We start from the raw sequence: 24,096 nt of genomic DNA on the forward strand, positions 1-24,096 counted from the left end.
CTTATTTACAAAATCCGATTTAGGTTTTTATGATTCCGCTGTTTTTTGTGCTAAATAGTTGTGGTTTATAAAGGTATGTTTCCGTGCTTACGATCTGGTTTTACTATCTCCTTATTTTCTAGCATAGAAAATGCTTTTATTAACTTTCTTCGGGTATCTTTTGGTGTAATTACTTCATCTATAAAACCACGTTGTGCAGCGCTGTATGGATTGGTAAAAAGTGCTGCATACTCAGCTTCTTTTTCCTTTAATTTTTTTACTGGGTTTTCAGACGATTTAATTTCTCTTTTAAAAATAATTTCGACAGCTCCTTTAGCTCCCATAACGGCAATTTCTGCACCTGGCCATGCAAAATTCATGTCTGCCCCAATATGTTTAGAATTCATAACATCGTACGCGCCACCATACGCTTTACGTGTAATTACGGTAACTCTTGGCACGGTAGCTTCGCTAAAAGCGTAGAGTAATTTTGCTCCGTGTACAATAATACCATTCCATTCTTGGTCGGTTCCGGGTAAAAATCCTGGAACATCTTCAAGTACTAAAAGAGGAATGTTAAAAGCATCGCAAAAGCGTACAAAACGTGCACCTTTTTTAGAACTATTTACATCTAATACACCTGCTAAAATTTTTGGCTGATTGGCAACAATACCAATACTTCTTCCACCTAATCTAGCAAAACCTACAATAATATTTTCAGCATAATCTTTATGGATTTCATAAAAAGAATCTTCATCTATAATTCCGGATATGACTTTGTGCATATCGTACGGCTTATTGGCATCTAAAGGAACAATGCTAGTAAGTTCTTCTCTAATTTCATCTTGTAATTTAAAAGGTAATAGGGCAGGAGTTTCTTTATTATTTTGAGGTAGATAACTTAAAAGTTTTTTAATATCTTCTAAACAAGTTACGTCATTAGAAGAAGTTTTGTGTGCCACTCCAGATTTTGTAGCATGTGTACTTGCGCCACCTAGTTCTTCACTTGTTACCTCTTCATTAGTAACCGTTTTTACTACACTCGGTCCGGTTACAAACATATAACTGGTGTGCTCTACCATAATGGTAAAATCTGTCATGGCCGGCGAATACACTGCTCCACCAGCACAAGGTCCCATTATGGCAGATAATTGCGGAATGATACCTGAGGATTGTACATTTTTGTAAAAAATATCAGCATATCCACCAAGAGAACGCACACCTTCTTGAATTCTTGCACCACCAGAATCGTTTAGACCAATTAATGGAGCGCCAACTTTCAGCGCCAAGTCCATAATTTTACAAATTTTCTCTGCATGAGTTTCAGATAAAGAGCCACCAAAAACGGTAAAATCTTGCGCAAAAATATAGGTTAATCTTCCGTTTACAGTTCCGTAACCAGTTACAACGCCATCACCATAATAAACTTGATATTCCATACCAAATTCTTTTGTTCTGTGTGTAACTAAAGCGCCAATTTCTTCAAAAGAACCGTCATCTAATAAATATAAAACACGCTCTCTTGCGGTTAATTTTTTCTTTTGATGTTGCTTGTCAATTTTATCTTGTCCACCACCTAAATAGGATTGAGCAAGTTTGTCGTTAAGGATTTTTATTTTTGATTCCATTATTGTATTTGTTTTCTCGCAAAGACGCAAAGGCGCAAGGTTTTGCTGCTAGTGTTTTGTGTTTGTTGACTTTATTTGAATTACTTTTTTGTAAAATAATAATTTACACATCTAAATTTTATTTTTTCGAATACTGAATACTGAATACTGAATACTGAATACTGAATACTGAATACTGCTACTGACTACTGCTACTAGAAACTGGGATCCTCAATAATTTCTGATCTTCTAAATACTTTTTCACGGCAATAATTGCTGCAATTTTAGCTTCTTGTTGCTGCTTGTTTTTTATGGCTTCTGCAGAATAATGCTTTTTAACAAAATGCGTATTAAAATTTCCGGAACGAAAAGCATCATGTTCACAGACAAAACTACCGAAAGGCAAAGTGGTTTCAATACCTTCTATTTGATAATTCTGAATAGCGGTAATCATCAATTCAATAGCTTCTTCTCTTGTTTTTCCGTAGGTGATTAATTTTGATAACATGGGATCGTAATAAATGGGAATGTCCATGCCTTGTTCAAAACCATTATCTACACGAATGTTTTTACCTTCTGGTAATTTGTAAACCTCTAAATTTCCCACACTTGGTAAGAAATCATTTAAAGGATCTTCTGCATAGACACGTAACTCTAAAGCGTGTCCATGAATTTTTAAGTTTTCTTGTGTAATTGGTAATACTTCACCACGAGCCACACGAATTTGTAATTCTACTAAATCTGTATTTGTAATGAGTTCCGTTACCGGATGCTCTACTTGCAAGCGTGTATTCATTTCTAGAAAGTAGAAATGATGATGATCATCTAGTAAAAACTCAACCGTACCAGCCCCCACATAATCACAAGATTTTGCAACTTTAATGGCTGCTTCTCCCATATTTTTACGTAATTCTGGAGTCAAAACAGTAGAAGGAGCTTCTTCAATTACTTTTTGATGACGCCGTTGAATACTACAATCACGTTCAAAAAGATGTACTACATTGCCAAGTGTATCTGCCATTATCTGAATTTCGATATGTCTTGGTGAGGCAACATATTTTTCTATAAAAACGGACCCATCACCAAAAGCATTTAACGCTTCGCTGATGGCTCTTTGCATTTGCGATTCGAATTCCATTTCGTGTTCTACGACACGCATTCCTTTTCCTCCGCCACCGGCGGATGCTTTTATTAGAATAGGAAACCCGATTTCTTTTGCTATCATTTTAGCTTTTGGAATGTCTGTAATGGCTTCTTCTGTGCCAGGAACCATCGGAATATTGTATGCTTTTACAGCTTCTTTTGCCGCCAATTTACTTCCCATTATTTTAATAGCCTTAGATTTCGGACCAATAAAAATGATGTTATTCTTTTCGCAGGCTTCTGCAAAATCGGCATTTTCAGATAAAAAACCATAACCAGGATGAATGGCATCTACGTTTAGGCTTTTAGCAACTTCAATAATTTTATTTCCTAATAAATAAGATTGATTGGAAGGAGCTTCTCCTATTAAAACAGCTTCGTCTGCAAACCGAACATGTGGTGCATTTCTATCTGCAGTAGAATAAACAGCAACGGTTTTTATACCCATTTTTTTTGCGGTTCGCATAACACGAATGGCGATTTCTCCTCTGTTTGCTATTAAAAGTTTTTTCATATAAAATTTATTGGTTTTATGAAAGATGGTAAACGTATGTGTCAATACCTACAAGGTTTTGAAAACCTTGCAGGAAGAAATTTCTTACTTATTCAAAGGCTATTAAAAGTTGATCTTTATCAACAGTTTCTCCTTTTGTAACAGAAATCGTTTTTATAATTCCGGCTCTTGGAGATGTTAACGCGTTTTCCATTTTCATGGCTTCTAAAATTAAAAGGGTATCATGTTCTTTAACTTCCATACCAACAGAAACGTTAATATCTAATATTAAACCGGGCATAGGCGCTTTAATTTCGTTGACTTCTTTTGTGATGCCAATTTCGAACCCCATTTCTTTAATAAGGGTATCTAATTGATCATGAATGTTCACATCATAAACCGTGTTCTTCACTTTTACGGAATACGATTTCTCATTAAAATTGCTTTTTGTGATTTCAGTTTTGTACGATAGATGATTATCTAAAACATGAAATTCGGAATCTGAAACTTGTAAAGTGTCTAGTTTTTTTACAGCTTGTTCGTCAATGTTAAAATCGAAAGTATCGTTTACTTTTACTTGATAAGAATTTTTCATCCTTTTATATATTTTAATGATTGTAAATATATGTTTTTTAAAGGTTTCTTTTTAAGTGGTTTAGATTAAAGTTGCTAAATTGATATAGTTTTAAGTGAAAAAATATTGATTTTATACGGATACCTACTATTTATAAGTAGTGTCTTATAAGTACTTTTTAGTGTTGATAAAACTTTTAAATTAAAGAAGAGAAAATTAAAAATAAGGTTGATTTTGTTTTGCGTTAGGGATAGTAGCGGCATCCTTTTTTACTTTTTGTAAAAAAGATATAGCGAATAGCCCGACCCTTTTTGGGAACGCCCTAAAAATAGGATACTGAAATAAGAAAAGTAATTGTTTATAATAAAGCCATTAATTTAGAAGTTGTCTAAAAAGAGAATTTTTTGGCAATCTGAATTTATTTCAGACTCTTATGAAGGTTAAATTTCGATAAGTTAAGATGTTGAAACAAGTTTAGCATAACAATGTTTATTACTTTTTAGACAGCAAATTTTGTTTGTTGTAACTTTGTAAATATGTCAGACTTCCACTCAATGGCATATAAATTGACAATTACTAGTATCTACATTTTAAAATATATTATGCAACATTATAAAGAATCTAAAAAAGATAAATCTAAACCCAAAGTAACCTTAAAACAAGCTTTTAAAACCATTATTTGGCCAAGAAGAAACTTGGTGTTTTTAGGTTTGATATTAATAATTATTAGAAGTTTATCTGGGTTTGTTTTACCAATGCAGAGCAAAGTATTGTTAGACGAAGTTATTCCTAATAAAGATTATAGTCATTTATACAACTTAATATTTATTGTAATAGGAGCTATTTTAGTGCAAGCAATTACTTCTTTTTTATTGACAAAAGTTTTGAGCATTCAGGCACAATATTTAATATCAGAACTAAGAGCGCAAGTACAGAAGAAAGTTTTGTCTTTGCCAATCAGTTTTTTTGATAATCAAAAATCTGGTGCTTTAGTTTCTAGAATTATGAGTGATGTAGAAGGGGTTAGAAACTTAATTGGTACTGGTTTGGTACAATTAATTGGAGGTTCATTTACGGCAATCTTAACCTTAGTTATTTTGTTAAGAATGAATGTTTGGATGACGGTTTTTACCTTTGTGCCTCTGTCAATATTCGGAATTATTGCCTTAAAATCTTTCAAATACATTCGCCCGATATTTAGGGCAAGAGGAAAAATTAATGCAGAAGTAAAAGGACGTTTAACAGAAACGTTAGCGGGTATCCGAGTAATTAAAGCCTTTAATGCCGAGGACCAAGAAAGTAAAGTATTCGAAAAAGGTGTTGAGGATATTTTTATAAATGTTAAAAAAAGTATGACGGCAACTGCTATCATGACCAGTTCTTCAACCTTTTTAATAGGTTTGGCAACTACCGGAGTGATGGGAATTGGAGGTTATTATATGATTCAAGGTACTATGACCTTTGGAGATTTTATTCAGTTTACATTTTTATTAGCATTTATGGTGGCACCAATTGTACAAATGAGCAATATTGGTAGTCAGTTAACCGAAGCGCTGGCAGGTTTAGATAGAACGGAAGAGTTAATGAATATGACTGCGGAAGAAGATGATGAAGAAAGAACAATAGTCTTAGAAAAGATTAAAGGAGAGATTGTTTTTGATGATGTTTCTTTTGCGTATGAAGAGGGGAAAGAAGTACTGAATAATATTAACTTTAAAGTACCTTCTGGTTCTGTAACTGCTTTAGTGGGAAGTTCAGGTTCGGGGAAATCGACCATTGCAGGTTTATCTGCTACCTTTTTAAATCCTAAATCAGGTACAATTACTGTGGACAATCAAGACATGTCTAAAGTTAATTTATCTAGTTATAGAAAAAACTTAGGTGTTGTTTTACAGGATGAATTTTTGTTTGAAGGAAGCATAAAAGAAAATATTATGTTTCCAAGACCAAATGCTACAGAAGCCGAATTACAAAATGCTGTAAAAGCTGCGTATGTAAACGAATTTACAGACCGTTTTGAGGATGGTTTAGATACGTTAATAGGAGAAAGAGGAGTGAAGCTATCTGGAGGTCAGCGTCAGCGTTTGGCAATTGCGAGAGCTATTTTGGCAGACCCAAAAATTATTATTTTAGATGAAGCAACGTCTAGTTTAGATACCGAAAGTGAATCTTTAATTCAGAAAAGTTTGTCTGAATTGGTAAAAGATAGAACTACCATTGTTATTGCTCACAGGTTGAGTACTATTAAAAAAGCAGACCAGATTTTAGTGATAGAAGCGGGTAGTATTGCAGAAAGAGGAACCCATGATGAGTTGATTGCCAAACAAGGTAGGTATTATGACTTGTATACGTATCAATCTAAAATTTAGTAAAAATTAATTTTTAAAAATTCTTAATTGAACTAATCCCGCTTTTTTGCGGGATTTTTTTGCATAAATATTATTTCTTTAATTAGGATTTTATTTTTTGTAATGATAATTTGTAAAAAACGACTTTCTAAATTATCGAATTTAAATATATAATCGAATTATGAAAAAAGTACTTTTATTGTTAATTGTAGTCATTGCAATTTCTTGTAATAATGAATCTAAAAAAAAGGTTAAAGAATCAGAACATAAAGTTGAAGTTAAAAAAGAAAGTTTTCCGGATGAGTTAGGAAAAGTTTTTGAAGCTCACGGAGGAATTGATACTTGGAGAAATGCAGAAATTTTATCCTTTAAAAAAGGAGAAGAAGTGTATACGATTGATTTACAATCTCGAATAAATGTAATTAAAGCACCTAATTATGCTGTTGGTTTCGACGGAAAAAATGTTTGGTTAGACGAAGCAGAAGAAGGAACTTTTAAAGGGAATCCTGCATTTTATCACAATTTATTCTTCTATTTTTATGCAATGCCTTTTGTGTTAGCGGATAAAGGAATTACATATGAGAAAATTGCACCTTTAACTTTTGATGGTGTAGATTATCCTGGTTATAAAATGTCTTTTAATTCTAATGTTGGGAGTTCTCCTGATGATAATTACAAGTTGTATTTTAATGCAGAAACGTATCAAATGGAATGGTTGGCTTACACAGCTACATTTATGTCTAAAAAACGAAGTGATAAATTTAATATCATAAAATATGGTAAATGGACCGGCGTAAACGGATTGATTTTACCTTCTGAATTGACTTGGTTTAAAGTCGATGAAAACGGAGTGCCTACAGAACCAGCAAGACCTGCTGTCGTATTTACAGATGCAGCAATCAGTAAAAATAATATATCAGATTCATTTTTTGAAAAGCCAGTAAAATAAATTATAGTATATAAAAAAGTAAGCGTCGTTTTTTACAAAACGACGACTTACAAAGTAAACTAATAAAACCAAGTATTAGTATAAATATTAGAAGTTAGCTTTCTAATATATTTTTATTCGGAGTAATACCAAATAAACATCAAAATGACTGATTAAATTCGTTTCTTTTACCTTAATATTTCAACATAAAATAGAATCGTAACTAAGGCTATGATTAGATTTTCTGTTTCATATTAAGAAAAAATAATTCAAATTTACTATCAATCATTTTAAAATTCATTTGGTATAAGGTTTATGATTATAACTCAATACCCTTTTTAATTTCCAAATCTTATTTTTTAAAATCCAAAGGTGTGTAAAATCTGCAATTCCAACAGTTTTTAAAACACCTTTTTGTTTTTGTTGAAACGTGTGTTTCCCTTTTTGAATAGCACCATAAATAACGCCATTATTATTTAATGGATGTACTTCTAAAGAATTAGCAACCAGTTGTCTGGTGTTGTTTCCTGGATTGGTACAAAGATTCTTTTTAATAACTTCCATAAATTGTTCTTTATTTTGGATACCAGAAACATCATGATAAAACTCAAAATTATCAGCTATAATTGGGCTTAGTTTTTCAATTTCACAATTGTTAAATGCTCTTTCAAATAGAATACTGTCTTTAGATTTTAATGTTTTAAACAAGTTTGAATTTGTATCAACTTGTGCATTTAAAACAAAGTTGTAAAACAACATGGCTAAAAATAGTAATACTTTTATTAAAATTGATTTTCTAAAAGGTTCTAAAAAAGAGTCCATAGTTTGGTTGCTTAATTTATTAAAGTTGCTTATTTCTTAGAAATACTTCCGCCAGAAGTAGTTTTTTTATCGATTGATTTTGGGTTTCCTTTAAAATCAATATCGCCACCACTTGTTGCTTTTGCTTCTAATTTTTTTGATGCATAAATATTAATATCAGCTCCACTAGTTACTTTTGCTATAGTGTTTTCACTTTCTAATTCATATGCATCAATAGAACTTCCGCTTGTTGCGTTAGAAGTATGATTGATTGTATTTCCAGAAATATGAATGTCAGAACCGCTTGTAGAATTGGTTGCTACACTTGTGGCGTCTACTTTTATGTTTATATCTGCACCACTTGTAGCCGAAATAGAAATTTCATCCGTATTTATAATTCCTTTCCCATACACATCACTTCCACTTGTAGCTCTTAAAAGCGTTAAATCTTTAAGGGTAACATGTACCTTTTTGGCTGCTGCTCTCCAGATTCCTTTTTCAGCATATACTTTTAATATGCCATCTTTAACTTCCGTAATAATAATATCGTGTAAGTTTTCATCAGCTTCTATAGTCACTTTATTCTTAGAACCTTGGGTTATGTAGACATCTAGACCTGTACTTACTTTTATTCCAGTAAATTGATCTGCAATTTTTCTTGTTTTGGTAATTACATTTTTATTTCCGCTAACTCTATTCATCATGTCTACATTACAAGATGTAAAAAGAGTTGTTATAAATAGAATTGCGATAATTTTTGAAACTGAATTTTTCATGAGTTTGGTTTTAATTAGATTGTAAAAGTCTATGAATAGACCTTTACAATCAAAAGTTGGTTACTCAATTGTTGGTTTTTAAGTCTGAATTGTATTAAATTACTTCTTCAAGATCTTCTTCATTTATACAATCTGTACATTGTAAGGTTTCATTGGTCATTTTAAAGTGATGATTCACCATGTCCTTGTCATAGATATCTGTTTCATTTTTTACATCATCTAAAAAGTTTTTTGTAGAATGATCAAAATAAACAGTGTTTCCTTTTGGAATATAAACTGTGATCTTAATTTCTTCATCTTTCCAAATATTTTTAAAGTCAGATAGGTAATAAGCATCTAAAACTATGGTATTATTGATGATTTCGAATTTATATTCAATTTTTTCAGCATTCTTATTTGCGCTATTTCTAGTTTTTCCAGAAGATTCTTTTTGAAGAATAATGTACCCTTCATTAGAATTGCTTTTTTTAACATCCACACCAATATTATTAGAGTATATTTTGTTTATTCCATCTATTTCAACTTCCTGTTTACGAGAAGTTCTTCTTAAATTATGTCTGTAATAAATTTCATCATCATTGATCATTTTTAAGGTGATGGTATCACTTTCCATAATATTTAAAGCTGTTTTCTTTACAAACTGACCGTCATTTACATGCGAGGTTCCGTATTCTATTCCTGTAAAAACCATGGTAAGTAAAGCGATTACCCAAATACCTAAAAGTGATAATGAGGTTGGTTTACTAATTTGTTTTACACTACTAGATAAAATTCTTAATCCTAAAACAAATAAGATTAAAAAAGGAATACCAATTAGTAAAAATGCTGCAAGTGTTAATACCCACTTAGGTAAAATTGCATCATAGAAAAATGGTGGATATTGTAAAAACTCTCCGTTCACATTTAAAATTTCTAAACTCCCAACTGAAAACCCACCAATAATTAGTGATAAAATAACCGCACCAGCAATAAATACTAGTAGAATTCCAATAAACTTACCAATCACTTTAAAAAGTACAAGAATAATCTTGCCTATGGTGTTGATGAAATCTTGTAATCCGTTATTTTTTTTGGTCTTTCCCGAAAAAGTCTGATTCATTTTTTCTGAAAACTCATTGGCACCATCTTTAAATTTCTCTGAAGCTTTATTTGCAAAATCGGCTACATTTTCTGAAACATTTGTAAACTCTTCACGAATCTTTTTTTCGATGTTATCGATGTTTACAGGTTCTCCTTCCATTTGAAGTTTCTCTGCAGTGGTTTTAGCTTCTGGTAATAAAATCCAAAGGATAATGTATAAGATTACTCCAAAACCAGCACCAAAGAAAAGTGCTAATAAACCAAGACGAATCCAAATCGTATCAACATCAAAATAATGGGCAATACCAGAAGCAACTCCACCTAAAAATTTATCCTCACCATCTCTAAATAATTTTTTTCCGGTAGTGTTATTTCTATTGTAAGAATAACTAGCATCACTATATTCTTCTTCAGCGCCTGCATAATCTTCTGGTTGTCCCATAATTTTAATGATATCTTCTATATCACCTTCATTAATAACCTGTCTTTCGTCTGTTATTTTTTCTGATAACAATTCGCTAATACGCGCTTCTATATCTGCAATGATTTCGTTTTTTCCTTGCGGATCATCGCTTAACGATCTAGAAATAGACTCTAGATATCGTTTTAATTTCTGATAGGCAACTTCATCTATGTGGAAGAAAAATCCGCCTAAATTTATGTTGATTGTCTTATTCATTTGTAGTTGGTTTTTTGCTGATTACTTGGTTTACTGCGCTTACTAAATTGCTCCATGTTTTGTCTAATTCTTTTATAAACATGCCGCCGTTTTCTGTTAAAACATAATACTTTCTTGGTGGTCCAGAGGTTGATTCTTCCCATCTATAGGTTAATAATCCTGCATTTTTTAAACGGGTTAATAAGGGATATATGGTGCCTTCAACCACAATCATTTCAGCACTTTTTAGCGTTTTAAGAATTTCAGAAGTATAGGCATCACCATTTTTTAGGATGGATAAAATGCAATACTCTAAAACACCTTTTCGCATTTGTGCTTTTGTGTTTTCTATCTTCATTTATTGTGGTTTTAAATGATTATTTAATAAATTTTATAGTGAAAGGATATTTATAATTTTCTCCTTCTTTAGCTTTTAATGCGGCTATAATTATCAATGCAATTTTAATGATACCTACAATTCCTGCAAGAGATGCAATACCAAAAACTCCGAATAAATTAGAAGCATCAAAATTGAAATCTATATGATTAAAGTTGTCAAAATTATCGAAGTTTCTAAAAATAGAACCAATAAAAACAGGAATAAAAGATAAAGTCAAAATAAAAATATACAAAGAATAACTGATGTTAAAATTGATAGCTTCTTTGCCTTGTTCATCTAAAAATTTACTTCTATCTTTTAATGTTTGCCATGCAATTAATGGTGTAATTATATTACCAAATGGAAATATAAATCCTGCGAATGCAGAAATATGTATTAAAAAGGCATTGGTGTTTTCATTATTTTGTTTCATGTTTTCTAAACTATATAATACTTTCTTATGCAAATATATATCTTTAAGAAGGTATCATGTAATGCATAGTACTATAATTAACATTTATTTAACATTAATGTTTTTGATAAAAATGCAATCAAAAAGTCTTGTACCCTTTGTTTTTATTGAGTTTAGGTTCCGTTTTTTTTAACTATCTTGTGATCGATAAGATATCTTGTTAAAATTATTTAAACTTTTATAATGAAATTTACGCCCAAAAAAGTGAACCTTTTTAACCTTGTAAAACTCCCTTTAGCATATTTAGGAGGAGTAAGAGTACGTAGTATTACAGATGCAGAAGTGGTGGTTTCTATAAAACATAGATGGATGAATCAAAATCCGTTTAGAAGTATGTTTTGGGCAGCACAAGGTATGGCGGCAGAAATGCCAACCGGTGTTTTGGTGATGAAGGCAATACACGATTCTAAAGTAAAAGTTTCGATGCTAGTTACAAAACAGGAAGCGGAGTTTTTTAAAAAAGCTACAGGAAGAATTCTTTTTTCTTGTAAAGGAGGGACTGAAATTAGAGAAGCAATTCAAGAATCCATTAAAACGGGAGAAGGGCAAGTTATTGTTTTAACATCCGAAGGAAAAAATAAAGATGGAGTGGTGGTTTCTAGGTTTCAATTCCATTGGAGTTTACGCGTAAAGAAATAGATGACACCAAATCAATTTTAAAATGATTGATACTAAAATTGAATTATTTTTTCTTCATAAGAAATATAAAATTGAATCATAGCCTAAGTTACGATTCTATTTTATATTGAATTAGTCAGGGAAAAGAAACGAATTTAATCCATCGTTTTGATGTTTATTCAATATAATCTTTCTTTTTGTATAATTCAGGTCTTTCTTCATTATAATCACAATCTTGAAAAATTCCGCAAGATACATTTGTACGTGCTAATGATTTTGAAGTTTCAAATTTCTTGTAAAAAGCTTCTATTTCTGGAGATAAATATTTCATAATTATTTATTTTTTTAATTAATAGATAAAATATAGTTTCATTTACTATACATCAAAAGTAATATTTTAGTGAAATCAGAATAAGATCTACGAGTTAATTTTATGTTATATGTAGAGTGTTCAAATTAACTTTATAATAATACAGAAAATAAATTAATATAAATAAGAAATTAAAATCGTTTAGGAGTTAACCTAAAATTCGTCAAATTTTAAATTAACGTAATTATTGCTGTAACAAAAAGAGACTTAAACCTTCTAATATGTACAACCCTTAAAAAAAGAGATTATGTTTCAAGATAAAATTTCACAAAATTCATCAAATAGAAATGCACACGAAATAGATTATAAAATCTTTGGAGAAGAAATGCAATTTGTAGAAATAGAGTTAGATCCACAAGAAGGTGTTGTTGCAGAAGCAGGAACTTTTATGATGATGGATGACAATATTAAAATGAATACTATTTTAGGAGATGGTTCTAATCAAGATACAGGCTTGTTAGGAAAGATATTTTCGGCAGGAAAAAGAATTTTAACCGGCGAAAGTTTATTTATGACGGTTTTTACCAATGATGGCTTTGGAAAAAACAAATTTCATTTGCGTCTCCATATCCTGGAAAAATTATACCTATAGATTTAACGGAGTTTGGCGGGAAATTTATTTGTCAGAAAGATGCTTTTTTATGCGCTGCAAAGGGCGTTTCTATAGGAATAGAATTTTCTAAAAAACTAGGGAGAGGTTTGTTTGGTGGCGAAGGTTTTATCATGCAAAAAATGGAAGGTGATGGTTTAGGCTTTATTCACGCTGGGGGAACCATGGCAAAAAAAGTATTACAACCCGGTGAAATTTTAAAAGTAGATACCGGTTGTATTGTTGGTTTTACACAAGATATAGCGTATGATATTGAGTTTGTTGGTGGTATAAAAAATACTGTTTTTGGAGGAGAAGGAATGTTCTTTGCTTCTTTACGCGGACCAGGAACCGTGTATATACAATCTTTACCATTTAGTAGATTAGCAGGTAGAGTACTTTCTATGGCGCCAAGATCTGGAAGTGGTACTAGAGGAGAAGGAAGTGTTTTAGGAGGACTAGGAGATTTATTGGATGGAGATAATCGTTTTTAAAAATAAAAAATTCAGCTAGTTTTTTTGAGGATATTTATAGCTTATAATACGAATGAAATATCTGAATTTACGTATATTTCATTTTTTTATAAACTATAAAAATATATCTTCTATGTCTAATACAGTGCAATCACAAACCAAACTAAAAAATAATACACTTGTACCTATCATAATTATTGCGGGTTTGTTCTTTATTTTTGGGTTTGTAACTTGGATTAATGGAGCATTAATTCCGTTTATGAAAACCATAAACGAACTTACAGACGCACAATCATATTTTGTGGCATCAGCCTCTTATATTTCTTTTGTGGTAATGGCTTTACCAGCCTCTTACATTATCAATAAAATAGGATATAAAAAAGGAATGTCTTTAGGCTTAATTGTAATGGCAATTGGTGCTTTATTGTTTATACCTGCGGCTGAAGCAAGAACGTATTGGATGTTTTTAACAGCCATTTTTATACAAGGTATTGGCATGACTTTATTACAAACGGCATCTAATCCTTACATTACTATTTTAGGTCCAATTGAAAGTGCTGCAAAACGAATTGCAATTATGGGAATTGCTAACAAAATTGCAGGATCTTTAGGATCTGTAATCTTTGGAGCAATTTTATTATCAGGAATAAAAGGGATTAAAGAAAAATTAATGGTTGTTGATGAAGTTGAGAAGTCAAATTTATTAAACACCATGGCAGATAGTGTTGTTACTCCTTATATTATAATGGCCCTTGTGCTATTTTTATTAGGAGTTTTAATAAGAAAAGCACCTTTGCCTCATGTAGAAGCAGCTCCTATAGAAGCTTCAGAAACTGGAGAAAAAGCAAAAACAAGTATCTTTCAATTTCCACATTTATGGTTAGGTGTTTTAGCATTGTTTGTATATGTAGGAGTAGAGGTAATTGCCGGAGATACTATTATTTCTTACGGTATTTCTTTAAATATACCTGTAGAAGAGGCTAAGTTTTTTACAACATATACCTTAATGGCAATGGTTGCTACATATGCATTAGGCGTCTTTTTAATTCCGAAATATATAAGTCAATCTTTAGCTTTAAAAGCTAGTGCTTTTTTAGGAATTATATTATCATTTTGTATTGTGTTTTCTACCGGATTTACTTCTGTACTTTTTGTAGCAGCTTTAGGAATTGCAAATGCGTTAGTTTGGCCTGCAATTTGGCCATTAGCATTAACGGGTTTAGGTAAATTTACAGAAAGAGGCTCTGCGTTATTAATTATGGCCATTTCTGGTGGAGCAATTATTCCTCCTTTATATGGTTTTATTGTAGATATTAAAAAAGAAGATTTAATCGTGTCGGGAGCAAGTGAAGTAAATGCTTTGGCAGAAGCTTCTTCTTTTGGATATTGGATTTTATTGCCATGTTACCTCATTATTCTTTATTATGCTTTTGGAGGACATAAAGTAGGTTTAAAAAAAGGATAGATTTTTAAATAATAGAAAACTTGTTTTAGATATTTGCTTTTATCATTCTATCATTACCAAATAGGTCTTTCTTTAATGCTATGTTTTGGAAACCTTTTTCATGAAGCATTTCAACGGTTCCTTTTCCAAGATATTGATTGATTTCAAAAAATAACAATCCGTTTTTAGTAAGATGTTGTTTAGCTAGGTCTGCAATTTTTTTATAGAAAATTAACGGGTTTTCATCAGCGACAAATAGTGCTAAATGTGGTTCGTTTTGTAATACATTATTATTGATTTCTACCTTTTCTAATTCTCTAACATAAGGCGGATTAGAAATTATAACATCATATTGTTGCGGTAATTCTTTTGCTTTTAAAATATCTATTTCTAAGAAAGTAATGTTAACTTTATTTAAAATTGCATTTTGAGTTGCTACTTTTAAAGCTTTTTTAGAAATATCAATAGCAGAAATAGAAACGTTATTTAGGTTCTTAGCTAAAGAAATAGGTATACAACCAGAACCAGTACCAATATCCAGAATTTTTAGTTTTTTGTCTTGATTCTTAATTTTTAATTCTTGAATCTCATTGATAATCCACTCCACTAATTCTTCGGTTTCTGGTCTTGGTATTAAGGTGTTTTTATCCACCAAAAAAGGCAATCCATAAAACTCCGTTTCACCTAAAATATACTGAATAGGTTCTTCTTTTTGAAGTCTTTTTGTAATGCTTTTTAATACTGATAAAATTTCTGTATCAATTAAAAAATCAGGTTTTAATACGGTATCAATTCTTTGTAGGTTTAGTTTTGCTTCTATCAACAAAAAAAAGAAAGAATCAATTTCTGTTTTTGGATACATAGTTGATAATTCACTATTAAAAAAAATACGAAAATTCTGAAGTGTCATAAATATTATTATAATAAAGGGCTTAAAAATCTTGCCAAACGTTCAAATGTTTTTTGTTTGATAGATCTGTTTAAGAAGTCTTCTAGATTTACTTTTGTGGCTAATTTTATTCTTTCGTTAAATTCATTAGAAATTTCTGAAGTTATTTCTTTGTCAAAAATTAGTGCATTTAATTCATAATTGTGTTCAAAGCTTCTACAATCAAAGTTTGTAGAACCAATAGAAGTAATTTCATCATCAATAAATATAACTTTACTGTGCGAGAAATCGTCTCTTAAATAAATAGTTACTCCGGCTTTTAATAAGCTTTCAAAAAAAGAATACATACCGTATGTTGCAATTTTAGAATCGGTTACTTTAGGTAATAACAAGGTTACTTTTACGCCGCTTAAAGCCGCAATTTTAAAAGCTTCTAAAATAGCGTAAGTAGGAATAAAATAAGGGTTTAAAACACAAATACTTTTTTCTGCTGAATTAATGAGACTTAAATATTGTTGCATTACAACGGGTTGTTCATAATCTGGTCCGCTAGAAACAATTTGTAATTTAGTGTTTCCATTTGCGTTATAAGTCTTGTTGTATTTTTCTATTAGATTTAAATCAATGTTTGTTGCGTAGTAATAATCTTTTAAAAATGTGTGGTGTAAATTGGTTACAGCAGTACCTGATATTTGTACATGAGTGTCTTGCCAAATGCCTAAATTAGTGTCTTTTGTTATGTATTCATCAGAAATATTTACGCCACCTGTAAAACCAATTTCATTATCTATAACTGCAATTTTTCTATGGTTTCTATAATTTAAAGAGAAGAGAAAACTTCCAAATTTAAAAGGAGTTTCTGGGTATATTTCTACGCCTATATTCTTAAGTTTTTGTTTGGTTTTCTTTTTTAAGTTAAAGCTTCCGAAAGAATCGTATAAAATACGTACTTCTACATTTTCTTTTCTTTTTTGCTCTAATAAGGTAATAATATCATTGAAAATTTTTCCATTTTCAATGATGTAATATTGTAAATGAATAAAATATTTAGCGTTTTTAATAGCTTTATAAAGCGCTTCAAATGTTTCTTTTCCGTTTTTTAAGACAACAACATCATTGTTTAATTGTAAGGGGAAGTTTACATTATTAAAAACTAAGTTAGATATTTTAGAAGCTTTTTTTTCTTTAAGTGTGTGTACGTTTTTGTTATTTTTATTTTGAAGATGCTCTTGAAGATGTTTTTTTCTTTTCTTCGTTTCTTTAAGTTCAAAGTATTTTATTTTTCTTCTGTTAATTCCGAATAGAATAAAAGCAAAAACACCTAAAAAAGGAAATAGAAATGTAATTAACATCCAGCTTAATGATTTCGATGGCTTTGTACCAAAATATAAGATGTTGTAGAAAGCCCAACTAAATAGTAAAAGGTGAATTGATAAAAGAACAGAGTACATCAAAGGTTATAATTTTTTTAGCATCCAAACAGGGCAAGAATAATGACCTGTATTACCTAATGGTTTATCTAGGTTTACAAATCCATTTTTTTTATACAATGCTTGCGCAGCACTCATATAAGGCATGGTTTCTAAATAACAGTTTTCAAAACCTAATGTTTTTGCTTTTTCTAAGCAAGTAGTTATCAATTTAGAGCCTAAACCTTTTCCTCTTGTTATTGGTAAGAAATACATTTTTTGAAGCTCGCTAGTGTTGCCTTCATAATTATCTAATTGGGCAATTCCTGCTCCGCCAACAATCTTTTTATTAAGCTCTATCACATAATAAAAAGAGGTGGGTTTTTCAAAATTTTCAAACATTTTATCAGTAGCTTTGTCCTCGTAAGCAGTTCCTATTTTAGGAGCTCCCATTTCCATAAGAACCTCTCTAATTACAACTGCCATTTGTGCATTGTCTTTAGGCTGAATTTCTCTAATGATAAAATCTGTACTTGTCATTTATTACTGTATTTTTGCAAGAGCAATTTACCTAAATTTTTAAAGAATTAAGATGAAAAAACTTTTATATTTTATACTTTTATTTACACTAATTATAAGCTGTTCTGTAAAAGAACAACCCATTTTTATAAAGGTAGATAACGTAAAAGTATCTTCTTTTAGAGGAGACACTATTCGTTTAAAAGCTGCTGCTTTTTTTGAAAACCCTAATGATGTTGGTGGTAAAATTTCTACGGATGAAATAAAGGTAATTGTAAACGGAGCAGAAGTAGCGCAAGTTTCATCAGAAGAATTTGAGGTGCCTGCAAGAAAAGAATTCTCTATTCCTTTAACGGTGATTATTCCTGCTAAAAAAATATTTGATAATAACAAAAACGGAATATTAGGCGGCTTATTAAATTCGTTCTTAAATAAGTCTATAAAGGTGCAATTTAAGGGAGATATAAAATACAAAGTTTTTGGATATTCTAGTGTGTATCCTGTGGATGAAATTCAGGAAATTAAATTTTAATTTATAGTTATCGATCATAAAAATTACATATCACGTTGTTTGCAAATTGCCAAAAATGGAATTGGTTCTGCACGTCCAAACCCTTCTGTTGGTGCAGTTGTGGTATATCAAAATAAAATTATTGGAGAAGGTTTTACATCTCCTTACGGAGGAAGTCATGCCGAAGTAAATGCAATTAATGCGGTAAAAGATAAATCACTTTTAAAAAAGGCTACAATTTATGTAACCTTAGAGCCTTGTTCTCATTTTGGTAAAACACCGCCTTGTGCAGATTTAATTGTAAAACATCAATTTAAAAATGTAGTTATTGGTTGTGTAGATTCTAATAGTTTGGTGGCTGGTAAAGGAATTGAACGTCTTATAAATGCAGGGATTAATGTTACTGTTGGTGTTTTAGAAGAAGAATGTAAAGCACATCACAAACGTTTTTTTACAGTTCAGAATAAAAAAAGACCTTATATTATTTTAAAATGGGCACAAACTAAAGATGGTTTTGTTGCTCCTTTAACAAAAGATGAGCAGAAACCAGTTTGGATTTCTAACACATATTCTCAACAATTAGTTCATAAATGGAGAGCGCAAGAACACGCAATTTTAGTAGGGACTAACACGGTTATTGCGGATAATCCGAAGTTAAATGTGAGGAGTTGGTCTGGGCAAAATCCTGTGAGAATTGTTTTAGATCGTTCTTTGAGAATTCCGCAAGACAGCAATGTTTTAGACGGAAGTGTAAAGACGATTGTTATTTGTGATCATAAAAAATTTGAACTGAATAGCAAGGGGTTTCAACCCCTTGAAAATGTAAATAAAATTATTTTTGAAGCAATTAATTTTGAAAATAATCTAGCCCAACAAATCTGCGAAGTTTTACAAAAACACCAAATTCAGTCTGTAATTATTGAAGGAGGAACACAAACTTTACAAACCTTTATTGATGAAAATCTTTGGGATGAAGCGCGTGTTTTTGTTGGTGAAACTAAATTTGAAGTAGGAGTGAAGGCACCTATTTTTAATAAAGTAGTTAAAGAAGAACTAAACATCAAAACAGATGTTTTAAAAATATATACAAATGATTAAAAACATCATTTTCGATTTTGGCGATATTTTTATCAATTTAGATAAAAAACGTTTTGCAAAAGAGTTACAAGATTTGGGTATTTCACAAGAATCTGAAGCTAATCTACCTATTTTGAATGAGTATGAAATGGGAATGATTTTTACGGAAGAATTTGTTGCTTTTTTTGAAACAAAATTGAATGTTCCAAAAGAAAAATTTGTAGAAGCTTGGAATTCTATTCTATTAGATTTTCCAAAAAAACGATTAAATTTTATTCAGGAATTAGCAAAAAGTAAAAAATATCGTTTGTTTTTATTGAGTAATACCAATGATTTACATATTTCTTGGGTTAAAAATGAATTTGGTATGGAGTTCTATAATTCCTTTAAAAATTGTTTCGAACAATTTTATTTAACACATGAAATTCATTTAAGAAAACCAAACGTGGATATCTATGAATTTGTGTTGAATGAAAATAATTTAATTGCAGAAGAAACTCTTTTTATAGATGATACAAAACAAAATACAGACTCCGCAAATACCATAGGAATTCATACTTGGAATTTAATTCCTGGAGAAGAAGAGGTAACAGAATTGTTTACTAAAAAGGAAAATTTATTTTGATTTATTTAATTTTTAGCATTCTTTTTTCAACCTCACTATTTGTCATATTTAAATATTTTGATATTTATAAAATTGACACTTTAAAAGCAATTGTTGTTAATTATTTGGTTGCTTTCGCTTTTGGTTTCGGTTTGTCTGAAATTACATTTTCTATTAATGAGATTCCTGAGAAACCATGGTTTTTTGGAGCTATTGTTTTAGGAGCATTATTTGTTGCTATCTTTTTTGTAATGGCAAATACAGCGCAGCAAAATGGCGTTTCAGTGGCTTCTGTTGCAGGTAAAATGTCTGTAGTTATTCCGGTAGTTTTTGGTGTTTTACTATATGATGAATCTGTAACATATTTAAAAATTATAGGAATTTTAATTGCGCTAGTTTCTGTGTATTTAGCTTCCGTAAAAGAGGAGCGAAGTACTTTTAATAAAGCAGGGTTATTGTTTCCTATATTGCTCTTTTTTGGCTCTGGAGCAATTGATACAACTCTAAAGTTTGTGGAAGTTAATTTTGTTCAGAATAATGAAACTGCTCTTTTTTCTGGTAGTTTATTTGGTTTTGCAGCTTTTTTTGGATTGCTAATTTTATTAGTTAAAACCATTCAAAAGAGAGAAGCATTTGGTATTAAAAATATAATTGCAGGTATTGTTTTGGGGATTCCGAATTATTTTACAATTGTATTTTTAATTAAAGCGATGCAAACATCAGGATTTGAAAGTTCTACCTTATTTACCATAAATAATGTATCTGTAGTTGTAGTATCCACTTTAGTTGGATTACTTTTATTTAAAGAAAAATTTAGTTTAAAGAATAAAATAGGAGTTGCTTTGGCAATTTTGGGAATTGTCTTAGTTACCATTGCTTAATATGTTAGAAGACGTTTATAAAACAATAGAAAAATCATCCGAAGAAACCCTTTTTAAAGAAAAAGGATCTAAATTTTTTGGCTATGCTTTTCCTGTTTTATCAGAAGAGGATGTAAAAGAACATTTAGAAGTGTTGAAAAAGAAACATCATTCTGCACGTCATTTCTGTTATGCTTATCAATTAGGAATAGAAAAAATTAGGTTTAGAGCAAATGATGATGGAGAACCAAACAATTCTGCAGGTTTACCTATCTATGGACAAATTCAGTCTTTTGAAGTAACCAATATTTTAATTGTTTCTGTTCGATATTTTGGAGGAACAAAGCTAGGTGTTGGAGGCTTAATTTCTGCCTATAAAACATCTGCACAAATTACTCTAGAAACTGCTGATATTTTAGAGAAAACCATCAATATTTATTATAAGTTAACTTTTGAGTACGATATGATGAATGCCGTACAAAGAATCATCAAAGAGAAAAATATTGAAATTACCAATCAGAAATTAGAAATGAATTGTGAATACACCATTTCTATAAGAAAAAAAGAGTCAGAATCAATCTATACTATTTTTGATAATTTGTATAAAGTTGATATAAAAATGTTAGCATAATTTTGTGTTTGATTTAACATTAGAAAGTGATAACTTTGTGTATCGACCTATTCTTTTAAAAAGCTTTTAAACTCAAACAAAAGCGATATAAACTACTTTTAATAGGCCATAATAATAAATTAAATATTTTAATATATATATTATGAAAACTACTATCAAATCAATTTCCGCTTTAGAAATTTTAGATTCAAGAGGAAACCCAACCGTTAGAACTTATGTAGAATTAGAAGATGGAAGCAAAGCTTTTTCCTCTGTACCTTCAGGAGCATCTACAGGAGAAAATGAAGCTATAGAACTAAGGGATGGAGATAAGGAAAGATATCAAGGAAAAGGAGTTCAAAAAGCTGTTGATAACGTAAACAATGAAATTGCTAAAGCATTAATAGGAAAATCAGCATCTAATCAAAAAGATATTGATTATACGATGATTGAATTAGATGGAACTGATAATAAATCTAGATTAGGTGCAAATGCTATTCTTGGAGTTTCAATGGCGGTAGCTAAAGCAGCAGCAATATCTGCAAACTTACCGTTGTATGCTTATTTAGGTGGGCCAAATGCGGTAAGGATTCCCGTACCTTGTATGAATATTTTAAATGGAGGAGAACATGCAGATAATAGTGTAGATTTTCAGGAGTTTATGTTAGTGCCTCACGGAGCACCCAGTTTTAAAGAAGGTTTACGTTATGTTGCAGAAACGTTTCATGTATTAAAAGGGTTACTTAAAAACAAAGGATTAGCTACAAGTGTAGGAGATGAAGGTGGTTTTGCACCAAATTGTGATAGTAATGAAGCTGCAATTGAATTAATTATTGAAGCGATACATAAAGCGGGTTATAAACCAGGCAAAGATTTGTCTATTGCTATAGATAGTGCTGCAAACTCTATTTCACCAAATATTGATAATAAATATAATTTATTTTGGTCTGGAAGAGGAGAAATGTCTAGTGAAGAGCTAATTAATTTGTCTGGAGAATGGTTAGATAAATATCCTATTATTTTATGGGAAGATCCATTATGTGAAGGAGATTGGGATGGTTTTGCTGAGTTTACAAAAAAATATGGAGATAAAATAGAAGTAGTTGGAGATGATATCTTTGTTACAAATACAAAATACATAACAAAAGGAATTGCAAAAAAAACAGCTAATTCTGTATTGATAAAATTAAACCAAATTGGTAGTGTTACAGAAACGATAGAAGCAGTTAGAATGTGTAAAGAAGCTGGTTGGCGTTATTTTTTATCTCATAGATCTGGTGAAACAGAAGATACTTTTTTAGCAGATTTTGCAGTTGCTATGGATGGAGGTCATTTAAAATCTGGTTCGGCTTGTCGTGGAGAACGTATTGCAAAATACAATCGTTTGTTAGAAATTGAACACGAGTTAAACGGTCGTTCAGAATATCGTTGGAAATAATAGCTATAACTATTTTGTGTAAATAATGGCAGTAAAGGCAACAATTATCAGGGGTTGATATTTGTATACTTTTACTGCCATTTTTAATGAAATATGTTATCTATTATTTTTTTAAAATTCAGAACCTTTTATTTCATAAAAAAAAGGTTTGGTTTTATTGCTTATTTTTTGGAAAAATTAAGCTGTATTTCCTTTTGAAAGCAGTCTGTTAAAATGATTTTTGATGATTTATTTAAGATTGAAATTAAGATTTTCTAATAACATTTAGTTTGATTGTAAATAAAATATAATGTAACTTTATAAAAATTTAGAGTAAATAATAACTCCAATAAAACTTAATTACAATTTTCATGAAATTACGTCGTATAGTTTATTCAAGTAAAGCCACTATTAAGTTTAATAAGCGAGATTTATTAGATTTACTTCACGATTCAAGAGCGTATAATACGATAGATAATATTAGTGGAGTGCTGATTCATAAGGATGGTTATTTTCTTCAGATTCTTGAAGGAGAGCCAAAAGACCTTAACAACCTTTTAAGTCGTTTGCAAAAAGATTCTAGGCATTCTGAATTTAAAATTATTGATGATCGTTTTGTGAGTAAACGGATGTTTTTAAATTGGGCAATGGGTTGTGCCGATTTTGATGACCCTTCTTTAAGTATGATTCCTGGAGTTCTTAGTGGTTTAAACGATCCGAAAGTAATTGAAGAACTTATTAATCGACTTCCTGAAGTGGCCACTTATTTGCATAATAATTTAACTTATCAGCAAATAAATGGATATAAAGAAGATCAAAATAATTAAATTTCTTTTTAATTTGAAAATTCAACTATAACTATAACAGGATTTCTTTAAGTTTCTAACTCAAATTATTACTAATAGCCCAAACTTTTTAGTAAATAATCAGGACAACGTGTTGGTTTCATTGTTTTACTGTTTAAAAAAGCCAAAACAGAACTTCCTGTACAAATCATTTCATTATTTTGGTTTACAATTTCATATTCAAACTCAATTTTAACCATAGGCTTTTTCCTTAGAATAGTTTTAATGGTTAAAACGTCGTCGTACAAGGCAGATTTAATAAATTTAAAATTTATAGAAATTACAGGAAGCATTATCCCGCTTAATTCCATATCTTTGTATGTAACCCCCAAGGTACGTAGCCATTCGGTGCGTCCTAGTTCAAAAAATTGAGCATAATTTCCATGATATACAACGCCCATTTGGTCGGTTTCAGAATATCGAATGCGTGTTTTCGTAGATGAGTTTTTCAAAAGATGTAAATTTTATATTTTTTACTATTCTACGTAAAAAATAGTTAATAATCAATAGCAAATTGATTTTTTTATACTGAATTTTATTCACATTTTTGTACTACCTTAAAAAAGGCGTTAAAAGCCATTTTTTAAACCCTAATACTAACAAAAAAAATAGCTAGAATTATA

24 protein-coding genes and 1 pseudogene are annotated in these 24,096 nt (G+C 30.5%); 12 read left to right on the forward strand and 13 right to left on the reverse strand.

Annotation, left to right across the window (positions count from 1 at the left end; genetic code table 11):
• Positions 1-65: 65 nt before the first annotated feature.
• The 3 genes from JOP69_RS18515 to JOP69_RS18525 form a co-directional block, all read right to left on the reverse strand.
• Entirely contained in the window at positions 66-1,607 is a 1,542-nt protein-coding gene (locus JOP69_RS18515; protein ID WP_203394680.1) for an acyl-CoA carboxylase subunit beta, read from the reverse strand.
• A 178-nt stretch (positions 1,608-1,785) separates the two neighbouring features.
• Positions 1,786-3,243, reverse strand: coding sequence for an acetyl-CoA carboxylase biotin carboxylase subunit (gene accC, locus JOP69_RS18520; RefSeq protein ID WP_203394679.1), 1,458 nt, complete (start codon positions 3,241-3,243; stop codon positions 1,786-1,788).
• A gap of 88 nt (positions 3,244-3,331) precedes the next feature.
• The gene (locus tag JOP69_RS18525; RefSeq protein ID WP_203394678.1) at positions 3,332-3,817 is read right to left on the reverse strand and encodes an acetyl-CoA carboxylase biotin carboxyl carrier protein subunit; all 486 of its coding nucleotides are present in this window, start codon (positions 3,815-3,817) and stop codon (positions 3,332-3,334) included.
• Positions 3,818-4,398: 581 nt separating this feature from the next.
• Here JOP69_RS18525 and JOP69_RS18530 point away from each other — a divergent pair.
• The gene (locus JOP69_RS18530; protein ID WP_203394677.1) at positions 4,399-6,165 is read left to right on the forward strand and encodes an ABC transporter ATP-binding protein; all 1,767 of its coding nucleotides are present in this window, start codon (positions 4,399-4,401) and stop codon (positions 6,163-6,165) included.
• Positions 6,166-6,325: 160 nt separating this feature from the next.
• Positions 6,326-7,093 (forward strand): DUF6503 family protein, encoded by a 768-nt coding sequence (locus tag JOP69_RS18535; RefSeq protein ID WP_203394676.1) that lies wholly within the window; start codon positions 6,326-6,328, stop codon positions 7,091-7,093.
• A gap of 276 nt (positions 7,094-7,369) precedes the next feature.
• Here JOP69_RS18535 and JOP69_RS18540 read toward each other — a convergent pair whose 3' ends face one another.
• From JOP69_RS18540 to JOP69_RS18560, 5 genes are all read right to left on the reverse strand, one after another.
• Complete coding sequence (locus JOP69_RS18540) at positions 7,370-7,894, reverse strand: nuclear transport factor 2 family protein (RefSeq protein WP_203394675.1); 525 nt, start codon at positions 7,892-7,894, stop codon at positions 7,370-7,372.
• 29 nt (positions 7,895-7,923) lie between these two features.
• Entirely contained in the window at positions 7,924-8,649 is a 726-nt protein-coding gene (locus tag JOP69_RS18545; protein WP_203394674.1) for a head GIN domain-containing protein, read from the reverse strand.
• 94 nt (positions 8,650-8,743) lie between these two features.
• Positions 8,744-10,408: a PspC domain-containing protein gene (locus JOP69_RS18550; protein WP_203394673.1), complete on the reverse strand. Its 1,665-nt coding sequence runs from the start codon at positions 10,406-10,408 to the stop codon at positions 8,744-8,746.
• On the reverse strand, positions 10,401-10,745 hold the full coding sequence (locus tag JOP69_RS18555) for a PadR family transcriptional regulator (RefSeq protein ID WP_203394672.1): 345 nt from the start codon (positions 10,743-10,745) through the stop codon (positions 10,401-10,403). The genes JOP69_RS18550 and JOP69_RS18555 overlap by 8 nt, the downstream gene beginning before the upstream one ends.
• A 19-nt stretch (positions 10,746-10,764) precedes the next feature.
• On the reverse strand, positions 10,765-11,232 hold the full coding sequence (locus tag JOP69_RS18560; RefSeq protein WP_252191150.1) for a DUF4870 domain-containing protein: 468 nt from the start codon (positions 11,230-11,232) through the stop codon (positions 10,765-10,767).
• 189 nt (positions 11,233-11,421) lie between these two features.
• On the opposite strand from JOP69_RS18560, the gene JOP69_RS18565 reads away from it, so the two are divergent.
• Entirely contained in the window at positions 11,422-11,877 is a 456-nt protein-coding gene (locus tag JOP69_RS18565) for a DUF4442 domain-containing protein (RefSeq protein ID WP_203394670.1), read from the forward strand.
• A 154-nt stretch (positions 11,878-12,031) separates the two neighbouring features.
• On the opposite strand, the gene JOP69_RS18570 is transcribed toward JOP69_RS18565, so the two are convergent.
• The gene (locus JOP69_RS18570) at positions 12,032-12,187 is read right to left on the reverse strand and encodes a hypothetical protein (RefSeq protein ID WP_203394669.1); all 156 of its coding nucleotides are present in this window, start codon (positions 12,185-12,187) and stop codon (positions 12,032-12,034) included.
• 286 nt (positions 12,188-12,473) lie between these two features.
• Here JOP69_RS18570 and JOP69_RS18575 point away from each other — a divergent pair.
• Both JOP69_RS18575 and JOP69_RS18580 read left to right on the forward strand, forming a co-directional pair.
• A pseudogene (locus tag JOP69_RS18575) lies at positions 12,474-13,309 on the forward strand (TIGR00266 family protein).
• A gap of 112 nt (positions 13,310-13,421) precedes the next feature.
• Positions 13,422-14,753: a sugar MFS transporter gene (locus tag JOP69_RS18580; RefSeq protein WP_203394668.1), complete on the forward strand. Its 1,332-nt coding sequence runs from the start codon at positions 13,422-13,424 to the stop codon at positions 14,751-14,753.
• A 25-nt stretch (positions 14,754-14,778) separates the two neighbouring features.
• On the opposite strand, the gene prmC is transcribed toward JOP69_RS18580, so the two are convergent.
• The 3 genes from prmC to JOP69_RS18595 are packed head-to-tail and all read right to left on the reverse strand — an operon-like array spanning position 14,779 to position 17,570.
• On the reverse strand, positions 14,779-15,642 hold the full coding sequence (prmC, locus tag JOP69_RS18585; RefSeq protein ID WP_203394667.1) for a peptide chain release factor N(5)-glutamine methyltransferase: 864 nt from the start codon (positions 15,640-15,642) through the stop codon (positions 14,779-14,781).
• Positions 15,643-15,650: 8 nt separating this feature from the next.
• Positions 15,651-17,072 carry a cardiolipin synthase gene (gene cls, locus JOP69_RS18590; RefSeq protein ID WP_203394738.1) on the reverse strand — a complete coding sequence of 474 codons (1,422 nt, stop codon included), beginning with the start codon at positions 17,070-17,072 and terminating at the stop codon, positions 15,651-15,653.
• A 6-nt stretch (positions 17,073-17,078) separates the two neighbouring features.
• Positions 17,079-17,570, reverse strand: coding sequence for a GNAT family N-acetyltransferase (locus tag JOP69_RS18595; protein WP_203394666.1), 492 nt, complete (start codon positions 17,568-17,570; stop codon positions 17,079-17,081).
• 52 nt (positions 17,571-17,622) lie between these two features.
• On the opposite strand from JOP69_RS18595, the gene JOP69_RS18600 reads away from it, so the two are divergent.
• The 7 genes from JOP69_RS18600 to JOP69_RS18630 all read left to right on the forward strand — a co-directional run bounded on the left by JOP69_RS18600 (position 17,623) and on the right by JOP69_RS18630 (position 23,455).
• A complete protein-coding gene (locus JOP69_RS18600) occupies positions 17,623-18,081 on the forward strand; it encodes an LEA type 2 family protein (RefSeq protein WP_203394665.1) in 459 nt (152 codons plus the stop codon).
• 3 nt (positions 18,082-18,084) lie between these two features.
• A complete protein-coding gene (gene ribD / locus JOP69_RS18605) occupies positions 18,085-19,158 on the forward strand; it encodes a bifunctional diaminohydroxyphosphoribosylaminopyrimidine deaminase/5-amino-6-(5-phosphoribosylamino)uracil reductase RibD (protein ID WP_203394737.1) in 1,074 nt (357 codons plus the stop codon).
• The gene (locus tag JOP69_RS18610; RefSeq protein ID WP_203394664.1) at positions 19,151-19,762 is read left to right on the forward strand and encodes an HAD-IA family hydrolase; all 612 of its coding nucleotides are present in this window, start codon (positions 19,151-19,153) and stop codon (positions 19,760-19,762) included. Before ribD ends, JOP69_RS18610 begins: the two co-directional genes overlap by 8 nt.
• Positions 19,759-20,622: an EamA family transporter gene (locus JOP69_RS18615; protein ID WP_203394663.1), complete on the forward strand. Its 864-nt coding sequence runs from the start codon at positions 19,759-19,761 to the stop codon at positions 20,620-20,622. The genes JOP69_RS18610 and JOP69_RS18615 overlap by 4 nt, the downstream gene beginning before the upstream one ends.
• A gap of 1 nt (position 20,623) precedes the next feature.
• Positions 20,624-21,232: a YigZ family protein gene (locus tag JOP69_RS18620; protein WP_203394662.1), complete on the forward strand. Its 609-nt coding sequence runs from the start codon at positions 20,624-20,626 to the stop codon at positions 21,230-21,232.
• 142 nt (positions 21,233-21,374) lie between these two features.
• Positions 21,375-22,649, forward strand: a complete 1,275-nt coding sequence (gene eno, locus JOP69_RS18625; protein WP_203394661.1) for a phosphopyruvate hydratase — start codon at positions 21,375-21,377, stop codon at positions 22,647-22,649.
• 350 nt (positions 22,650-22,999) lie between these two features.
• Positions 23,000-23,455, forward strand: a complete 456-nt coding sequence (locus JOP69_RS18630) for a BLUF domain-containing protein (protein ID WP_203394660.1) — start codon at positions 23,000-23,002, stop codon at positions 23,453-23,455.
• Positions 23,456-23,526: 71 nt separating this feature from the next.
• On the opposite strand, the gene JOP69_RS18635 is transcribed toward JOP69_RS18630, so the two are convergent.
• Complete coding sequence (locus JOP69_RS18635) at positions 23,527-23,925, reverse strand: thioesterase family protein (RefSeq protein ID WP_203394659.1); 399 nt, start codon at positions 23,923-23,925, stop codon at positions 23,527-23,529.
• Between the last annotated feature and the right edge of the window lie 171 nt (positions 23,926-24,096).

The organism is Polaribacter sp. Q13 (genome assembly GCF_016858305.2).
GTDB lineage: Bacteria > Bacteroidota > Bacteroidia > Flavobacteriales > Flavobacteriaceae > Polaribacter.

What these genes read in the sequence shown, in the direction of transcription:
- JOP69_RS18515 (WP_203394680.1), bottom strand. Translation starts at nt 1,607, where the DNA reads ATGGAATCAAAAATAAAAATCCTTAACGACAAACTTGCTCAATCCTAT.
- accC (WP_203394679.1), bottom strand. Translation starts at nt 3,243, where the DNA reads ATGAAAAAACTTTTAATAGCAAACAGAGGAGAAATCGCCATTCGTGTT.
- JOP69_RS18525 (WP_203394678.1), bottom strand. Translation starts at nt 3,817, where the DNA reads ATGAAAAATTCTTATCAAGTAAAAGTAAACGATACTTTCGATTTTAAC.
- JOP69_RS18530 (WP_203394677.1), top strand. Translation starts at nt 4,399, where the DNA reads ATGCAACATTATAAAGAATCTAAAAAAGATAAATCTAAACCCAAAGTA.
- JOP69_RS18535 (WP_203394676.1), top strand. Translation starts at nt 6,326, where the DNA reads ATGAAAAAAGTACTTTTATTGTTAATTGTAGTCATTGCAATTTCTTGT.
- JOP69_RS18540 (WP_203394675.1), bottom strand. Translation starts at nt 7,894, where the DNA reads ATGGACTCTTTTTTAGAACCTTTTAGAAAATCAATTTTAATAAAAGTA.
- JOP69_RS18545 (WP_203394674.1), bottom strand. Translation starts at nt 8,649, where the DNA reads ATGAAAAATTCAGTTTCAAAAATTATCGCAATTCTATTTATAACAACT.
- JOP69_RS18550 (WP_203394673.1), bottom strand. Translation starts at nt 10,408, where the DNA reads ATGAATAAGACAATCAACATAAATTTAGGCGGATTTTTCTTCCACATA.
- JOP69_RS18555 (WP_203394672.1), bottom strand. Translation starts at nt 10,745, where the DNA reads ATGAAGATAGAAAACACAAAAGCACAAATGCGAAAAGGTGTTTTAGAG.
- JOP69_RS18565 (WP_203394670.1), top strand. Translation starts at nt 11,422, where the DNA reads ATGAAATTTACGCCCAAAAAAGTGAACCTTTTTAACCTTGTAAAACTC.
- JOP69_RS18570 (WP_203394669.1), bottom strand. Translation starts at nt 12,187, where the DNA reads ATGAAATATTTATCTCCAGAAATAGAAGCTTTTTACAAGAAATTTGAA.
- JOP69_RS18580 (WP_203394668.1), top strand. Translation starts at nt 13,422, where the DNA reads ATGTCTAATACAGTGCAATCACAAACCAAACTAAAAAATAATACACTT.
- prmC (WP_203394667.1), bottom strand. Translation starts at nt 15,642, where the DNA reads ATGACACTTCAGAATTTTCGTATTTTTTTTAATAGTGAATTATCAACT.
- cls (WP_203394738.1), bottom strand. Translation starts at nt 17,072, where the DNA reads ATGTACTCTGTTCTTTTATCAATTCACCTTTTACTATTTAGTTGGGCT.
- JOP69_RS18595 (WP_203394666.1), bottom strand. Translation starts at nt 17,570, where the DNA reads ATGACAAGTACAGATTTTATCATTAGAGAAATTCAGCCTAAAGACAAT.
- JOP69_RS18600 (WP_203394665.1), top strand. Translation starts at nt 17,623, where the DNA reads ATGAAAAAACTTTTATATTTTATACTTTTATTTACACTAATTATAAGC.
- JOP69_RS18610 (WP_203394664.1), top strand. Translation starts at nt 19,151, where the DNA reads ATGATTAAAAACATCATTTTCGATTTTGGCGATATTTTTATCAATTTA.
- JOP69_RS18620 (WP_203394662.1), top strand. Translation starts at nt 20,624, where the DNA reads ATGTTAGAAGACGTTTATAAAACAATAGAAAAATCATCCGAAGAAACC.
- eno (WP_203394661.1), top strand. Translation starts at nt 21,375, where the DNA reads ATGAAAACTACTATCAAATCAATTTCCGCTTTAGAAATTTTAGATTCA.
- JOP69_RS18630 (WP_203394660.1), top strand. Translation starts at nt 23,000, where the DNA reads ATGAAATTACGTCGTATAGTTTATTCAAGTAAAGCCACTATTAAGTTT.